Origin of the sequence: Pseudohaemophilus parahaemolyticus, from assembly GCF_938021905.1 — a bacterium.
Lineage (GTDB): Bacteria > Pseudomonadota > Gammaproteobacteria > Enterobacterales > Pasteurellaceae > Haemophilus_A > Haemophilus_A parahaemolyticus_B.
In genome coordinates, this window is the sequence record NZ_CALIFA010000086.1 from 1 (window position 1) to 13,159 (window position 13,159).

Annotated in this window: 20 protein-coding genes; all 20 read left to right on the plus strand. The window is 41.8% G+C overall.

All coding sequences use genetic code 11. The features are described from left to right. Positions 1-57 precede the first annotated feature (57 nt). The 20 genes from QMF79_RS09385 (at position 58) to QMF79_RS09480 (ending at position 13,154) form a co-directional block, all read left to right on the plus strand. A complete protein-coding gene (locus QMF79_RS09385) occupies positions 58-171 on the plus strand; it encodes a recombination protein NinG (RefSeq protein ID WP_425591898.1) in 114 nt (37 codons plus the stop codon). After that, positions 161-622: an antiterminator Q family protein gene (locus QMF79_RS09390; protein WP_281773637.1), complete on the plus strand. Its 462-nt coding sequence runs from the start codon at positions 161-163 to the stop codon at positions 620-622. The genes QMF79_RS09385 and QMF79_RS09390 overlap by 11 nt, the downstream gene beginning before the upstream one ends. A 131-nt stretch (positions 623-753) precedes the next feature. After that, positions 754-1,014 carry an HNH endonuclease signature motif containing protein gene (locus tag QMF79_RS09395; RefSeq protein WP_281773638.1) on the plus strand — a complete coding sequence of 87 codons (261 nt, stop codon included), beginning with the start codon at positions 754-756 and terminating at the stop codon, positions 1,012-1,014. After that, positions 1,015-1,347: a hypothetical protein gene (locus QMF79_RS09400; RefSeq protein WP_281773639.1), complete on the plus strand. Its 333-nt coding sequence runs from the start codon at positions 1,015-1,017 to the stop codon at positions 1,345-1,347. Between the two features lie 6 nt (positions 1,348-1,353). Then, on the plus strand, positions 1,354-1,797 hold the full coding sequence (locus QMF79_RS09405; RefSeq protein ID WP_281773640.1) for a hypothetical protein: 444 nt from the start codon (positions 1,354-1,356) through the stop codon (positions 1,795-1,797). Continuing rightward, positions 1,781-3,310, plus strand: a complete 1,530-nt coding sequence (locus tag QMF79_RS09410) for a hypothetical protein (protein ID WP_281773641.1) — start codon at positions 1,781-1,783, stop codon at positions 3,308-3,310. The genes QMF79_RS09405 and QMF79_RS09410 overlap by 17 nt, the downstream gene beginning before the upstream one ends. After that, positions 3,297-5,225: a hypothetical protein gene (locus tag QMF79_RS09415; RefSeq protein ID WP_281773642.1), complete on the plus strand. Its 1,929-nt coding sequence runs from the start codon at positions 3,297-3,299 to the stop codon at positions 5,223-5,225. Before QMF79_RS09410 ends, QMF79_RS09415 begins: the two co-directional genes overlap by 14 nt. A gap of 7 nt (positions 5,226-5,232) precedes the next feature. Beyond that, positions 5,233-5,508, plus strand: coding sequence for a hypothetical protein (locus QMF79_RS09420; RefSeq protein WP_281773643.1), 276 nt, complete (start codon positions 5,233-5,235; stop codon positions 5,506-5,508). Then, the gene (locus QMF79_RS09425; RefSeq protein ID WP_281773644.1) at positions 5,508-6,302 is read left to right on the plus strand and encodes a hypothetical protein; all 795 of its coding nucleotides are present in this window, start codon (positions 5,508-5,510) and stop codon (positions 6,300-6,302) included. The genes QMF79_RS09420 and QMF79_RS09425 overlap by 1 nt, the downstream gene beginning before the upstream one ends. Next, the gene (locus QMF79_RS09430) at positions 6,303-6,521 is read left to right on the plus strand and encodes a hypothetical protein (RefSeq protein ID WP_281773645.1); all 219 of its coding nucleotides are present in this window, start codon (positions 6,303-6,305) and stop codon (positions 6,519-6,521) included. A gap of 13 nt (positions 6,522-6,534) precedes the next feature. After that, positions 6,535-6,945: a hypothetical protein gene (locus QMF79_RS09435; protein WP_281773646.1), complete on the plus strand. Its 411-nt coding sequence runs from the start codon at positions 6,535-6,537 to the stop codon at positions 6,943-6,945. A gap of 57 nt (positions 6,946-7,002) precedes the next feature. Further along, positions 7,003-7,440 (plus strand): hypothetical protein, encoded by a 438-nt coding sequence (locus QMF79_RS09440; RefSeq protein ID WP_281773647.1) that lies wholly within the window; start codon positions 7,003-7,005, stop codon positions 7,438-7,440. Further along, positions 7,437-8,294 carry a hypothetical protein gene (locus tag QMF79_RS09445; RefSeq protein WP_281773648.1) on the plus strand — a complete coding sequence of 286 codons (858 nt, stop codon included), beginning with the start codon at positions 7,437-7,439 and terminating at the stop codon, positions 8,292-8,294. Before QMF79_RS09440 ends, QMF79_RS09445 begins: the two co-directional genes overlap by 4 nt. 8 nt (positions 8,295-8,302) lie before the next feature. After that, positions 8,303-9,475: a hypothetical protein gene (locus QMF79_RS09450; RefSeq protein ID WP_281773649.1), complete on the plus strand. Its 1,173-nt coding sequence runs from the start codon at positions 8,303-8,305 to the stop codon at positions 9,473-9,475. Between the two features lie 8 nt (positions 9,476-9,483). Then, positions 9,484-10,791 (plus strand): hypothetical protein, encoded by a 1,308-nt coding sequence (locus QMF79_RS09455; RefSeq protein ID WP_281773650.1) that lies wholly within the window; start codon positions 9,484-9,486, stop codon positions 10,789-10,791. Continuing rightward, on the plus strand, positions 10,763-11,233 hold the full coding sequence (locus QMF79_RS09460) for a DNA polymerase beta superfamily protein (RefSeq protein ID WP_281773651.1): 471 nt from the start codon (positions 10,763-10,765) through the stop codon (positions 11,231-11,233). The genes QMF79_RS09455 and QMF79_RS09460 overlap by 29 nt, the downstream gene beginning before the upstream one ends. Further along, a complete protein-coding gene (locus QMF79_RS09465) occupies positions 11,211-11,654 on the plus strand; it encodes a hypothetical protein (protein ID WP_281773652.1) in 444 nt (147 codons plus the stop codon). Before QMF79_RS09460 ends, QMF79_RS09465 begins: the two co-directional genes overlap by 23 nt. A gap of 42 nt (positions 11,655-11,696) precedes the next feature. Next, a complete protein-coding gene (locus QMF79_RS09470) occupies positions 11,697-11,867 on the plus strand; it encodes a hypothetical protein (protein ID WP_281773653.1) in 171 nt (56 codons plus the stop codon). 14 nt (positions 11,868-11,881) lie between these two features. Continuing rightward, positions 11,882-12,166: a hypothetical protein gene (locus QMF79_RS09475; RefSeq protein WP_281773654.1), complete on the plus strand. Its 285-nt coding sequence runs from the start codon at positions 11,882-11,884 to the stop codon at positions 12,164-12,166. Positions 12,167-12,281: 115 nt separating this feature from the next. After that, positions 12,282-13,154 carry a hypothetical protein gene (locus tag QMF79_RS09480; RefSeq protein ID WP_281773655.1) on the plus strand — a complete coding sequence of 291 codons (873 nt, stop codon included), beginning with the start codon at positions 12,282-12,284 and terminating at the stop codon, positions 13,152-13,154. Positions 13,155-13,159: the final 5 nt, after the last annotated feature.

Here is a 13,159-nt window from a genome sequence, read left to right on the forward strand (position 1 = left end):
AGCGGTAACATTTTGGAATATCGGTTGGGATTGATTGAGAAAATCGGGCTGGAACAGGTGGAATTTTTAGAACGCAAAGACCACCCTCTGCTGAAGTTGTCGGTGGAGGAAATCAAGGATTTAATCAAGGCGTATAAGGCGAAGTGTAAGGAGTTGAAACATGGCGGATAAATTACTTGATGAGCATAAGCAGGCGTGGATTGAAGCTCGGTTGAGTGAGTGGGGGGCGTGGGTTTATAGTGGTTTAGATTTTGAGTGCCGTACAAATATGATTGCGAGACTGATGCTGTCGGTCGATCCAAATCAGGTTAAAGAGCCTGTGCGTGAGCAGTGCAACGATGATCTGGGTATGGTCATTAGTTCGGTGGTGGGATATTGCATTAAGAAGCCTTGTCCGCAGGATTATAAATATCTGGAAGCAAAATACGTGTATGGTCGTTCGGTGTATGCGATTGCGAAGTATCAGCACGTAAAAGATAAATCTGTTTCATTCAATGCTTGGTATAGAAGAGTAACACAGAGCATTAAGGCTTCGGAATGGGTGGTAGCTAAGTGGCTCGATCTTGCTATTAAAAATCATAAAAATGCACCTAAATTGCAAAAATTTGCTTTTAACGTGTAAAAAGTGCTTGAAATCGGTGGAGGTTTCATATAGTATATCTGCAATGGTGGTCATCGTATAAGTGATGTTCACCGAATGAATTTTACAGCCCTGATTGGTTCGCCAGTCGGGGCTTTTTTATAGGAATTTTTATGGTAGCGAAGAAAACAAAATCCGCTCGTGAGCGTGATTATAAAAAAGAATATCGTGACTACCACAGTAAACCTGAGCAGATTGCTAACCGCTCAAAACGCAACAAAGCTAGACGTGAGATGGAGCGTGAGAAGGGAAAATCTGCTTTAAAAGGGAAAGAGGTAGATCACGTTATTCCGTTGAGCAAGGGCGGAAGTAATCGCCGTGCGAACTTGCAGGTAATTTCTCGCACGGCAAACCGTAAGAAGGGTAATAAATAAATGCTAAACGTCTATTTTAAATTTAACAACAATGGCGATTGGGAAACTTTAGCAATTACGGCTGAAACCATTAAGGAAGCGAAAGAGAAAGCGAAGTCTATTTCGGCTGAATTGGTGTTTGATGGCTACGATGAGATTGTGCCAGACCCATTCGAAGGGCAGCAGATTGCGTGGATTTGTGCGAAAGGTGCTGATGAGCTTCCATTTCCATTTAAGCAGCTTAAAAAGGCTGCTTTATTTTTTGCTTATGGCACAAACTGTCAATGCTGCTTAGGTTATCGCATTATGGCAGGTTTAGTGCTTGGCGGTGTAATTGGTTATCTAGTCGGGTAAGAGAGTATGGCGAAGAAATCTTATGACTGGGTGGCGATTAAAATTCAGTTTATCAATTCTTCGCTAACAATCCCTGAGTTTTCTGCGAAATATGATATACCGCTTGGTACGTTAAAAAAGCAAGTGGCTCAAGGTTCTTGGATGAATGAGCGATCCCAAGTTGGTGCGGAAACGGTACGGAAAAGTGCTGAGGTATCTTCTGATATACGGGCGTACCAATTAACAGATCTGGAACACGAATGTGTTGATACAGCGAAGAAAGCATTAGGTAAGCTGAATATGATGCTTGACTCTGCGGATAAGCCTAATCAAGTTGCCGTTATTTCAAGTGCGTTAGTGAACTTGCAGAAAGTTTATCGTTTGGCATTAGGTGCAAGTACCGATAATCAAGCAGTGGGTTCTTCTGAAGATTTTGCGGAGTGGCTGAAAGACAGTGAGCGAAACAATTAAAAAGCTACGTTCTGAGTTCAAAACTGATTTTCAGCAATTTGCCTACCGTTGTTTAAAAATCCGTACCAAAACAAATGGTGTTGTGCCATTTGAGTTAAATTCGGTGCAATTAGATTTGCTCGATAAGTTCGAAAATGCGATGCGATTTGATGGTCGTGCTCGTTTTATTGTGTTGAAAGCTCGTCAAATGGGGCTTTCCACTTTTATTGAGGCGTTGATTTATTGGTGGACAATTTTTCACGCGGGAACGAAATCTCTTGTGCTTACGCATTTAGACAGTGCGACAAAAGAGCTGTTTGAGATGACTCGTCGCTATCACGATAATTGTCCTGAAGCATTTAAGCCGCCTGCTCATCGCGACAGTACCAATGAACTGGCATTCTCTTTGATTGATTGTGCGATTAAAACCGCAACGGCTGGGAATAAGAATGTCGGTCACGGTTCCACAATTCAGTGCTTGCATTGGTCGGAAGTGTCACGCTCACGCAACCAAGCGGATATTACTGCTGGTGTAATGCAAACCGTTCCAACGGGCAACGGTACGATGATTTTCTTAGAAAGCACGGCGAATGGCGTAGGCGAATATTTTTATCAATGTTGGCAGGATGCGGTACGTGGGGAGAATGAATTTACCCCTGTGTTTTATCCGTGGACAGCAATGACGGAATATCGTCAATCAGCTGAGGGTGTGGAGTTTTCTGCAGAAGAGCGTGCTTATCAAGCCTTGCACGGAATTGATGATGAGCAGTTGGCGTGGCGACAAGCGAAGATGAAACAGTTTGAGGGTTCGCCTGAGCAAAAACTGGCATTATTCCGTGAGCAATATCCGATTACCGCAGAAGAAGCATTCCAATCTTCTGGCGAGAGCTTTATCAATGCGGATGATGTACGTCGTGCCAGAAAAGCGGAAGATGTTGAACCTGTGGGGGCGATCATTGCTGGTATTGACCCAGCTCGTAAAGGTCGAGATTACACGGGTGTTGTGATACGCCAAGGTCGTGCAACATTGAAAGTAGCTCGTTTGAAGTCGGAAGATTTAATGCAAACGGCAGCTTGGTGTGCGAAAGCAATTGAAGAATACCGTGTGGATGCAATGTTTATCGATACCGTCGGCGTGGGAGCTGGCGTTTATGACCGCTTGAAAGAGCTAGGTTATGGCGATCGTGTATTTGAAGCGGTGGCAAGTAGCTGTGCAGATAAAGATAACACTTACGCTAATAAGCGTGCTGAGATGTGGGCAAGAATGTCGGAATGGCTAAGTGGTCGAGTGCGTATTCACGATTACAACCACCTTGAAAGTGATTTGTTAATGCTTGGGTATGAATATGATGCTCACGAGCGATTAAAATTGCAAAGCAAGAAAGAACTTACTCGTTCGCCTGATTTAGCCGATGCCTTAGCGATGACGTTTTATGTTGAACACGTTCGCCCACACGAGGAGCAACCTGAAGAATATGAGGGTATTCAACGCCGACCAACTAACGGAGGGAGTATGCTAAATGGCAGATTCTAAAGAACAGATTGAATTACCTGATGATGAAGAAGCAGTAGAAGAAATTCACGATGAATTAGCTGACCGCGTAATGGAAAATTTCCGTTTGGCGAAAAGCTATCGTTCTTCTCATTTAATAATGGGGCGAAGTGTAGACGAGTGGTTTAGACGACTACATAATGCCTTTCACAAAATTCACGAGATGGAAGAGCTAGAAGATCGCCCGAATATGTCTTCTTATTTTGGCTTAACCGCAATGAAAGTGAGTGCGACAACAAGTTATATGCGGTCAAAATTTATTAACCTCGCGAATCCGCCTTTTAACATTTCTCCAACGCCTATTGTTGAGCTACCGAAATATAAACAAGAGGAAGGGTTGGAGCGAGTTAAAGCTCAATTATTAAATAAGATGATTGAGAATGACTTGCCGCCTGAAGCCTTGCTTGGGCAAGATCAAATGTTTTTGGCTGAAGTGGCGAAATTTGTGGAAACCGAAGCGAAAAATGCGAAAGAGGCTTTGCAGAAAGAAGAGTATGAAATTGCTTTTGATGCTACACAAAAAATGGTAAAGCTGATTAAAGACCAGTTAGTTGAAGGCAATTTTGCAGGCAGTACAGGTGAGGTAATTTTCGATATTGCATTAAAACCTGTGGCGGTATGGAGCTTTGAGAATGAGGCGGTGATCGATCACGTTTGGAAGAAAAATAAATTTGTGAAAGAAACCATCATTCGCCCAATGTTCCGACGTGTACCACCTGAAAATGCCTACTTCGCCCCTGATTGTACAAATGCTCAAGATGGTGCTTTCTTTATTGAGCTTGCCAAGCGGTCGAAATCTCAACTTGCCAGTTTTATTGGGAATGAGCAGTTAGGTTATCGCGATGAGCCTTTGAAATACATTTTAGAGCACGGCGATAGTAATTGGTTAGGCACGGAATTCGGTAATGATTTCCTTGAGGGAATGTTGCAAGAAGATGAAATCCACGTGCTACGTTGCCAAATGTTGGTTAGCGGTGCAGATCTAATCGAATATGGTGTGGCAATTAAAGAAAGCGAGCAGTTTGATTATTTCAATGTAGATATTGAGGTCTGCAATAAGCAGGTAATTCGTTGCAATATCGTGGCTCATCCGAAAGGCGAACGCACTTATTTCTCTGCGAGCTATAAACGCATTGCTGGCGAACCTTACGGTATTTCCGTTGGTATGATGGTGTATGATCGTCAACTTGCCATCAATCGAGTGCAGTATTCAATGTTGCTTAATGCAAGTTATTCTGCAGGCCCGATGCTTGAGGTTAATGCTAACGCATTTGACCAGCCGCAAGAAATCAATATGCAGCCGTTTTCACGTGTATTTTCTAACCCTCAAAGTGATGGAAATGTGCGTGGTATTGTGCAGCATCAAATCAATCCAACTTTCCCGATGTTATTCCAATTCCTTACTAATCAAATTCGGTTGGCAGATGATGAATGTGGTTTACCTTCATTCCTGAATGGTAATGCAGGGTTACAAGGTGCTGGGCAAACGTTAGGTGGTTTGGCGATGATGACGGACAACGCAGTACTTGGCTTGGAAGACTGTGCTTTTAATATTGATGAATATTTTATCCGCCCAGCGATTACGTTGATGTATGCACGCAATTTATTGGGTAAAGACGACAGTGTAAAAGCCGATGCCAAAATCATTGCAACAGGTTTGTTGGGCTTGAAAGCAGAGCTTGAAAAAGCGAAACAGCAAGCAGGCTTAATGCCGCAGATGGGGCAACTTGCCCAACAAGGAGCGATTCCTTCGCAAATGTATGCCGACTTTGCAATGGATTATCTCAAAACGCAAGGAGTAGATACTGAACGCTACGCAATGCCACAAGACAGTATGCTCACTCCAAATACGCAAATGCAGAACCCAACAGAGGGCTATGTCGATAGAAGGAGTTAATCGTGAAATGAAAATTGACTTAGATAACGTTGCTCAAGGCGATCAGGTCTGGCACGACCGTTACGGCTGGGGTAATGTAGTGCGAGTGCAATCAGGCACTTGTGATGTGAAATTCAATGAATCCACCCACGTACTCACCTTTACTGAAGGTGGTTATGCAGGTGGATTTAAAGTTTTATGGTGGCAGCCGCCGATGATTTTCACTCCACGCAAAGGCGTGGATTACAGTAAATTTCTTGCTGTGGTGGAAAGTGTGAGAAACGCCATTTATGGAGGTCAATAATGCAGTGTAATCCTAATGTACTTACCATTATTTCTCCTCACTTTACCGATGCAAAAGGGTTTAGCGTGGGCACGCAGCCTGTGTTGGTCACGGTAAACCATTTAAGTGGCGAAGAAACCATTACATTCAAACGGGTAGATTATTGCAGCAACCAAGCAAACTTTGAGCGTGCTGGTTGTGCGTTGATTTCTCCAACGGTTTCAGAAGTGGCTTCTGCAACCCTTTACCAACTAGGCGAATGCCAACCAAGCTTAACGCCTAAGCGTCGTTCGTTGGTGATTACGCAAAGTGGGCATTACATTCCCGTCCGTAACAATGAAAATACGCCTGATGTAGCAGTTACGGTTGAGCCGATTTCAGGCAACTCTTTTACGGATACAGAAAAAGGTATCGTGCCTTGCGGCTTTTGCCTAGATAAAACTTGGCAAACGACAGGGGCAGAACGTTGTAATCAACATTTTGTAGAGGTGGAAGAGGTTTCCAACTGTGGCAATGTTCGTTGGCGTAGAACCACAAAACGCTGTGGCTACTATGCCAGCGTGCCGCTTCCAATTACGTTAGATGAAGGTTGCTGTGGCTCAACTTTTATGGGCTATCTGTTCCATCCAAATGAAACACGCGATCCTGATGCAACGGTAGCAATTACAGATTGCGATGGGAAACTATGGGGCTATGCCTACCCAACAGCAGGCGATGGGCATACGTTGCCTATCATTGAATGTGGTAACGATACGCCAATAGGCTATGCCGTAAACAACAGTGCAACCGCACCACAACAAGTAACGGGGTGTTAAATGTCGGTAAAACCAATTTATACAGAGAATTTGCGTGAAATGGCTTGCTGTGGCGAAAGTCATAGTGAACCGCTCACAGCAAAAGCACTGCTTGATGCAGTGAAAAATTCAGATGATGCAACCAAGCAGCAACTGAAACAAGAGCTTGGCATTAAAGAGAAAGAATACGAAGGCGTATTCAGTATTGGCGATGGCAAGGTATTTCCAATCGAAAAATAAAAGGTAAATTAAAATGGTAAAAAAAGTCGTAACAGATGCAGATATTGGTGCTGGTCTTAAAATTGAAGCAGGTAAATTGTTAGTTGAAGTGGATAACTCAACCATCAAAATTGTGGATAATCAACTGGTTGCAACCTCTAAGGTGGATTTACGTGTAACAGCGATCACACCAGAAGAAGGCAAATTGAAAATTACCGTTGCTGATGAAAATGGTGAGAATGCTCAAACCGTTGAAACCACGCTGGCTAAACTGATTGTACTTTCTCAAGCGGAAGGCAATTTAGCTGAAGCAAAAGATGATGGCATTTTTGTTGGTAAAGCAAAAGTGGTTGAAGCGGCAAAAGAAGCTGCAACCGAAGAAGTGCGTTCATTAGGTGGTGTGACACTTGGTTTTATGTTCCCACCAACATCACAACCTCAGTAAAACAGTAAACAAATCCGACCGCTCTTAATGGGCGGTTTTCTTTTACTAGGAGGTTAAATGGCAATTACGATTATTCAACAGCAAGACCTACACCAAGAGGATTTTGATGTAGTAAACGGCAATGTTCGAATTAAAGAAGAACGACTTAAGCAGCTGATGCAAGAAAAAACTGCAGAGGTGCAAGATTATGTATTAGAAGTCGTCAATCCAAATGCCACTCAAATTATTACTGATGCCAATACCGATACCCGCAAAATGGTGTCGATTAACGGAATGGGGCTAGGCATTATCTCGTTGGACTTTATTTGTCGGGTAAATAGTAATCGCACGGTGGCATTTCGTATGCCCGAAGGTGCACCACTTCCGACAAAAACGATTTCAACAAATGCAGGTTCAGGCTTGCTCTGGTGGAACAAAGGTTCGCGTGAAATTGTTTTCTCTCAAGTAAAAAGCAATGAGCGAGTGGTGTTAAATTTAGTAGGAATGTTTGTATGATTCAAATTATTACAAAAGACGACTTGGATGGTAAAACTATTCAAGTAAATAATGAAGGGAAGGTGTTTGCCGTATTACCTTCGGGCGAAACCGCAGAAGATGAGTTTGAGGTGGTCGAAAACTATGTGAAACCTGAACCAGATGATGAATTTTATGTAAAAGATACACCTGTTTATCTTAAACATAAAGAAACGGGCTTAGTCATTCAAGGTTCAAGTGCTAAGAAATTTAAACGTGGTGAACCTCGTAATGAAGTTTTAACAAAGGTGCAAATTCGTCAGTCTGCTTATGGCAATACCATTGAATACGATTGCCATTATACATCAGGCATCGATCAAGCAGGACAAGATCCTGTATATAGATATAACATTAATCTCTTACCTTACGCTAATGCACTTGAGTTTAATAAAGCTAAACTTACCGTTCCTATTACAACTCAAGAACGCTTTAGTGAAGTTGAACCTCACGAAAAAATCTTATCGGTAACACAAGAATATCCTTTACCAGAAGAACCTTATCAGGAAGTTGCAGTACAATTATCTGGTGAGATCTCAAATCGTTCTATTCAATTATCCGCACATATCCCGTTTAATTACAAAAAAGAAGGGCTATTTTCTGGCGAGGTTGTAGTTGAAGTCGTGAGAGATACTATTGAACCAACCGAAGAGCAAACGGTATTTCATACACTTACATACGGAAGCAATAGTTTTTATATACACGCTGGTAACTTAATTATAAAACCTAATATTTTCCGAGAAAGTGAAGAAACACGTGATGTACCTAAAAAATTACGCATCAAGTCTAGCACACTAAAACTCGCTACATTTAATGGCGTAGTGAACTTTACCGCCTAGGGGGCGATATGTCATTTGTAACATGTAAACAATTTAAAGACTCACAAGATGCTCAAGATAAAGCCCTTGATACTGCAAAAACTGAGCAGGCAAAGGCATTAAATAATGCTAAAGAACAGATTGCTCAATCGGCAATGAAAGCGGAAGCCGCTTTACTTGATTGTGCAGATAACGCAAATGGCGTAACCACTTCGCCAATTTGCCCACAAAACGGCAAAGGTGGGGTAATTTCTGTCGCAAAAATCAAGCAATCTATTGCTGGTGATGTCGCTGTTGCCGTAAAGCCTAACTCAGGCATTACGGGAGATGGTACTAAAAATCAACCGCTTGGATTGAACCTAAGCAATGATTTAACCATCAACACCGAAGGTAAACTCGCTTTAAATGCAGTAGGCCCGCAAGTCTTAGCGAATGGCAATTCACTTAAAACCTCAAATTATAAATGGGGTTTCCACACTTTTACTGGGTATGTGGATAATCAAACAAGACAAGGTGTGCTCGGCTTACCAAAAGATTTTAGCTCCCAAGAAAAGAACCTTGCAATGGCAACTACTTGGGATGAATATGTCAATACTCAAATGTATGATTTCAACGGTTACTACATCGCCTCAGATCGTGAGCTTAATATCTGGGTGGCTAATGGCGATGATACTTGGTATATCTCCAACGATCACGGTGTAAACCCCGATGGTTCATTGAAAAATCCGAACGGTTGGAACACTTGGCAGAAACTTGATAACGCAGGTGGTGTGACTAATGAAATGATTAAGCAGATGCAAAATCAAATCAACACACTTATTGGGCAAGATACCACGCAAAATGAAACCATTAATGCGTTAAAAGCACGTGTTTCTGCATTAGAGAGCGAACTCAACAAAACCTGTAAAGTGCCTTGCAAACACGTATCGGCAAACTACACCGTGCAAGATGATGATAACACGCTCATTTGTATCAATACGGCACCAATTATCATTACCTTACCTGATAACATTCCACAAGGCAGAATGTTTACCATTATTCAAACCACAGCAAATAAAGTCACGCTAGCAAATGGCGGTAATAATCGCTTAGTGAAACCGCGTGAAGGCAGTTTAGTGTTAGGCGGTGTCGATGCTGCGGTGACGGTGCTTTATGAAATGGGTAAAGTGGTTCGTGTCTTTGGCGATACTGAATCGGCATAGGGGGCGATATGGCTTGCAGAACAATGTGTGGTTGTGCGAATCCTGTGGGTATGCTTAATCGAACTAAGCCAAAAACAATGATTAGTTGTCAGACAAATGTATATCGTTTTTCTGCTATTGCTTCTAATCCTAAACAAAGTTTTACCGCTGAAAAAGAAGGGTATTATTTAGTTATTCTTTCTGCAACTGGCGGTAACATCAATACCGTATTTAATCGTGGGTTAGGTGTAGAACATTGTTTAGTATACTTAACTGCCGGTCAATCTGTTGAGTTTTCTTTAGGGTCAGATAGTGTATTTAAATTACCTGATGGAAGGGTACTCAAAGCAACACGCAATCCAAATAGTATGCTTGAACCCAAAATTGCTTTTCAGTATTTGGGATTGGTTAATACAAAAGGTCGTGTAGTCGATACCTTCGGTGGTGGTTATAATTATCCGAATCGACTTGATTCTGTTGCAGGATACCATATCAAAGGGATTGTTCCTTTAGCATCAGATATTAATTATCTGAACACAGGTTCTAATGCGTTTATGTATTGGGCTAAAGCTAAAGTAAATTTCCCTGAAACTGGAGAATATACTTTTGGTGCGATTGGTGATGATTACGCTAACTTATACTTGGACGGTATTCCTGTACTTTTATACTCTAATATTCCATCAAGGGATTTAAGAGATACAAAAATTAGTACAGGTGGCACAAGAAAAGTAAAAGTGTCCAAAGGTATTCACGATGTATTTTTGTGGAACTTATCTGATAAACCAAGCAATATCCATTCTGGTATGTTTATCAACACCGCAACAGGGCAAAAAGTTGCAGCATCAGATGAAAGCACGAATTGGGGATATGTCAGAAGTTTTACTGATTGCTTCAAAGATGAACCTCAAAATGTATTAAGTGTAGCACCAAATGCACCTTTTCCTTTATCTGATACGACTGGGACAACAACAGATGCGACAATCAAATTAGATAATGATGTTATCGAATGGATCACTAAAACCTACCCAATCCCTTGTGCAACCGTCACTTATGAAGTGAAGAAAGTCAATGGCGTAGAAACATCGGAAATGCGTAATACGAAGAATGTGACAAGTATTGATAGAAATGAAGAGGTAACGACTAGCATTTCTAGTCGTTACAATCAAGTAACTACAATTACTTGGAAGGATTGGAAAGTTAATGGTTCTATCGTATGTTCAGAAAAAATTAACGAAACTACTAAAAGAGTAAGAAAATCTAGCACTGGATCTTCTGATGATAGTTGGTACGATAGCGGACATAATGCTAATGACCCAGATAAATCCAACAATTCTTAGAGAATGTTTAAAGATACTTGAACCATACGAAATCATCTATCTTGGTTTAGTTGGTTCAAGATATTGGAAAACAGAAGTAGAAAGTTCAGATTGGGATTTCTTTTGTATTGTTGAAGTAGATAAGGATTGTTTTAAGAGTTACAAGAATAATCAATTAAATATACATTTATGGGGTTATCGTAATTTCAAAAACGCACTAAGTAAAAGTAACCCTTTGGCGTGGGAATGGTTAAACTATTCTCAACCTGTACAAGGTCAGTTACCTGATTTAAATCACTTGGCAGATACTTCCTTATTGCTTTCACGCATAAAACATAACACGCAACAAGAATTTTCTAACCAAACACTTTCGTATAAACAATCCAATTGGCAAAAACGCTATGAAGGATTTATTCAACAATTAACGCAGCAGGTACAATATGGGCAACATCAAAACCCATAGCCACATTCGTACTGCACAGACTCAACCCAACGAACCACGATTTACCCTCAACGAACTCTTTCCCTCTTCAACCAATATTGAAGTCCGCAAACATCCTAAACGGGTGATTGTGTGGGGATTGAGTGCGGGTGAAAGTGTATCCGTGCATATCGCAAGAGTGCAGTCGTTAGGTAATCCCCACTGGGCGTTAACCGATGATTGTTGCCCTTGCGTGATTGAGCCAAGTGTGGTGGCGAATGTGCAACATATGCCGTATAAGAAGTGTAAGCAAGCGGTGGTATTAACGGCTGACGATCCAACCATTCATATTGATGATGCAGGTACTTACTACTTTGAATATCACGGCAATAATGAAGTCATTATCGATTACTACGACGACCCAGTAATGGTAAAAAACCGAATCTGCGACTGCGACATCTAGTTTCAGTCGCTTTTTTTATCTCAACAACAGAGGAGAAACACAATGGCAGGCTATAAACCCCTTGCTAATCAAAAAAATGTGGTCACCCCATCTAACGGCAATATGGGCGTACGCTTTAAAGATTCCACAGGTAAAGTAGCTGGTATCTTAAATGGTGGGGTGCGTCCTATGGCGTCAAAAGGGGCAAGCGGCTGTAAAAGCTGCGGTCGTTAATTGCTGAGGTATCAATGAAACTCGTTAAGCAACCTTTGTGGCAACAACTTTTTTCGCCCACCAGTTTAGATGAACTGACCGAATTGCGTATCACACTTTCGCATAATCCGCATTTTGCTGAACAGCTGGAAGCCTATTTACACGCACAAAGTTTAGTATTCAGTCAAAAGGCACGAGTCGAATTAAACCCAGCTCTCAAAAGCGAATACCAACACTCTGCTAATATTTTAGTGGATTTACTCGGGCAACTGTTCCGCCCAGAAAAACCAATGACAACGGAAAGACAGCTCAAAGTGTAGCTGCTTTAACGCTCACCAAGCCATCGCATTGCGGTGGCTTTTTTATGCCATCTCTTTTAAGGAAGATCAATGGAAGATAATCAAATTCAGTCAAACGACACCGTTGTTAAGTTAAGTGACAACACCCCTGAATACATCAAACGTAAACTTGCCACTGCAAAAGCTCAACAAGAGCCAGGAAGATGTACCGACTACACCTCCTGTAGAGACTCCATCAGAGCCTACTCATACAGAGCCGCCTCAAGAAGAAAATGAGGTCAAAGCGTGGAAAGGCAGACTTAACAAAGAACAAACTGCTCACCAAGAAACCAATCAACGCTTATTAGCGGAAGTTGCCGCACGTCAAAAAGCAGAACAAGAAAAACTTGCCCTTGAGCAACAATTAGCTGAACTGCAAAAACCAGCGACACCTGCTGTAGAAGAAACAGAAGAAGACGATTTCTCTGATGCAGATTGGGAAGATGTGCGATTTCAATTAGGTGAGAAATTTACTGAAAAACTTCGCAAGCGGTTAAAAACGTCAAAAACTTCGCCAATACCCGATGTGGAAAAGGTGGTCGATGAAAAACTGACTGCGGCACAACAACGCCAACAAGCTCAAACCCAAGCAGAGCTATTTGGTAAAACCCTGATTGATAAAGTCCCACGTTTTCAAGCACTCGTCAATGATTCGGCATTCATTGAATTTACTAATGAAAAAGTGATCGACTTTGCAGGGAATACCGCATCAGCCTTGCTTAACTATGCAGGGCAATCCAAAGACCTCAACCTAATCCCTAAAATTGCGGAATTGGTTGCTGAATTTGAACAACGCAATCAACCACCTTCGCCTGTGGTTACTGCACCACCGAGTAATAAAACGGCAAGTGTTTCAACGCAATCGAAGGCAAAACCAGAAATGACCGAGAAAGATCGCGCCAAAGCACGTGCGTTAGCTCACAATGGGAAAACCAAAGAGCTGCGTGCCTTTCTCAATAACTTTAAATAGGAAAA

Excerpts from the sequence above, each read along its gene's own strand:
- QMF79_RS09390 (WP_281773637.1), top strand. The coding sequence starts at position 161 with ATGGCGGATAAATTACTTGATGAGCATAAGCAGGCGTGGATTGAAGCT.
- QMF79_RS09395 (WP_281773638.1), top strand. The coding sequence starts at position 754 with ATGGTAGCGAAGAAAACAAAATCCGCTCGTGAGCGTGATTATAAAAAA.
- QMF79_RS09400 (WP_281773639.1), top strand. The coding sequence starts at position 1,015 with ATGCTAAACGTCTATTTTAAATTTAACAACAATGGCGATTGGGAAACT.
- QMF79_RS09405 (WP_281773640.1), top strand. The coding sequence starts at position 1,354 with ATGGCGAAGAAATCTTATGACTGGGTGGCGATTAAAATTCAGTTTATC.
- QMF79_RS09415 (WP_281773642.1), top strand. The coding sequence starts at position 3,297 with ATGGCAGATTCTAAAGAACAGATTGAATTACCTGATGATGAAGAAGCA.
- QMF79_RS09420 (WP_281773643.1), top strand. The coding sequence starts at position 5,233 with ATGAAAATTGACTTAGATAACGTTGCTCAAGGCGATCAGGTCTGGCAC.
- QMF79_RS09425 (WP_281773644.1), top strand. The coding sequence starts at position 5,508 with ATGCAGTGTAATCCTAATGTACTTACCATTATTTCTCCTCACTTTACC.
- QMF79_RS09430 (WP_281773645.1), top strand. The coding sequence starts at position 6,303 with ATGTCGGTAAAACCAATTTATACAGAGAATTTGCGTGAAATGGCTTGC.
- QMF79_RS09435 (WP_281773646.1), top strand. The coding sequence starts at position 6,535 with ATGGTAAAAAAAGTCGTAACAGATGCAGATATTGGTGCTGGTCTTAAA.
- QMF79_RS09440 (WP_281773647.1), top strand. The coding sequence starts at position 7,003 with ATGGCAATTACGATTATTCAACAGCAAGACCTACACCAAGAGGATTTT.
- QMF79_RS09445 (WP_281773648.1), top strand. The coding sequence starts at position 7,437 with ATGATTCAAATTATTACAAAAGACGACTTGGATGGTAAAACTATTCAA.
- QMF79_RS09450 (WP_281773649.1), top strand. The coding sequence starts at position 8,303 with ATGTCATTTGTAACATGTAAACAATTTAAAGACTCACAAGATGCTCAA.
- QMF79_RS09455 (WP_281773650.1), top strand. The coding sequence starts at position 9,484 with ATGGCTTGCAGAACAATGTGTGGTTGTGCGAATCCTGTGGGTATGCTT.
- QMF79_RS09460 (WP_281773651.1), top strand. The coding sequence starts at position 10,763 with ATGACCCAGATAAATCCAACAATTCTTAGAGAATGTTTAAAGATACTT.
- QMF79_RS09465 (WP_281773652.1), top strand. The coding sequence starts at position 11,211 with ATGGGCAACATCAAAACCCATAGCCACATTCGTACTGCACAGACTCAA.
- QMF79_RS09470 (WP_281773653.1), top strand. The coding sequence starts at position 11,697 with ATGGCAGGCTATAAACCCCTTGCTAATCAAAAAAATGTGGTCACCCCA.
- QMF79_RS09475 (WP_281773654.1), top strand. The coding sequence starts at position 11,882 with ATGAAACTCGTTAAGCAACCTTTGTGGCAACAACTTTTTTCGCCCACC.